The following is a 1,092-nucleotide window of genomic DNA, read 5'->3' as shown; positions in this document are numbered from 1 at the left end:
TCTTAGTATAATCTGACACAATCTAACAATAACCTACAAAAAGTTTGTGATTTCATTTAAAGGAATAAATAGAAACCCAGCAACCTTTGCTGGGTTTTAGGTGCAATTGTCATCCATTTTCCTAAATCGCAATTCCGGAATAAAAAGCCAAATTTCTCTGTATTGGATTTTTTGTTACTCCATTAAAGCTTCCTATAATATAGTGAAAATTTATTAGTATAAGATGGTTTTGATGAAGAGCATCGCTTAAACCTTATTCAAGATAGGTCCCCGTTAGTTCAAGAAAAGCGTACCTTTCAAAAACAGCCAAAGGGTACACTCTAGGTTGAATGCGTAGGCCTATTACACGTTAGTTTTCTATACTCTACGGATCACTTTATGGTGTCCATTTTTGGATTATTGATTGAGTGGTTCCTGCGATCCAAAAAAGAGTTTGATGAACGCAAAGTGAGGTAAGGTCTTAAACTTGATTATTATATTTTTTCAATGAAATACTAATCTTTTAAGCCCTTTCCATTGAGAATTTTCTGCATGCATTTTTCAACTCTTGATTCTCGAGTTTTGGATTGTTTGGGTTGAGAAAAATGAAGAATGTATGCTCTTTGCCGTCCCGGGGTCAATGCTTCAAAAGCATTTTTCAAAGCAGGGATTTCATCGAATTTATTTTGAAGTTCTTCTGGAACTATGAATTCTGCATTATTTTTAATCACTTCCAAACCCGCTTTTTCAACTTCAATGGCTTCATGGATATAAGCTTTCAGAATGGTTTCCGTTGCAACTATTTCTTGAACATTGGTGAACCGAATCTGGCGCGCCCCCTGTACATTCTCCGTTTGTTGGATTAGAATCCCATGGGTATCCTGTAACAAGGCACCTTTGTGAAATAGAAGCGCACAATATTCTTTAAATCCATGAATTAAAACTATGTTTTTTTTCTCAAACGTGTAACAGGGGTGCATCCATTTAAATTCTTCGGTCAGGTCACAGTCGAGAACGATATTTCTCAACGTTCCATATTCTTCCTGCCAATTTTTGTATTTACTCAAAAATAAATAAACCTTAGTATTCCTATTAATATTTTTCATCATGGAA

At 35.1% G+C, this 1,092-nt stretch carries 1 protein-coding gene; it reads right to left on the bottom strand.

Going from position 1 to position 1,092, the window contains the following annotated elements:
• Window positions 1–494: 494 nt before the first annotated feature.
• Window positions 495–1,085, bottom strand: coding sequence for a YdeI/OmpD-associated family protein (locus ACFVSH_RS26930; RefSeq protein WP_387708897.1), 591 nt, complete (start codon window positions 1,083–1,085; stop codon window positions 495–497).
• Window positions 1,086–1,092: the final 7 nt, after the last annotated feature.

Origin of the sequence: Peribacillus sp. NPDC058002 (genome assembly GCF_042886655.1) — a bacterium.
GTDB lineage: Bacteria > Bacillota > Bacilli > Bacillales > DSM-1321 > Peribacillus > Peribacillus aracenensis.
Note: the sequence above shows the minus strand (reverse complement) of the source record. Positions and strands in the feature narration are given on the sequence as shown.

Coding starts and splice junctions, on each gene's coding strand:
- ACFVSH_RS26930 (WP_387708897.1), bottom strand. CDS start 1,085: ATGAAAAATATTAATAGGAATACTAAGGTTTATTTATTTTTGAGTAAA.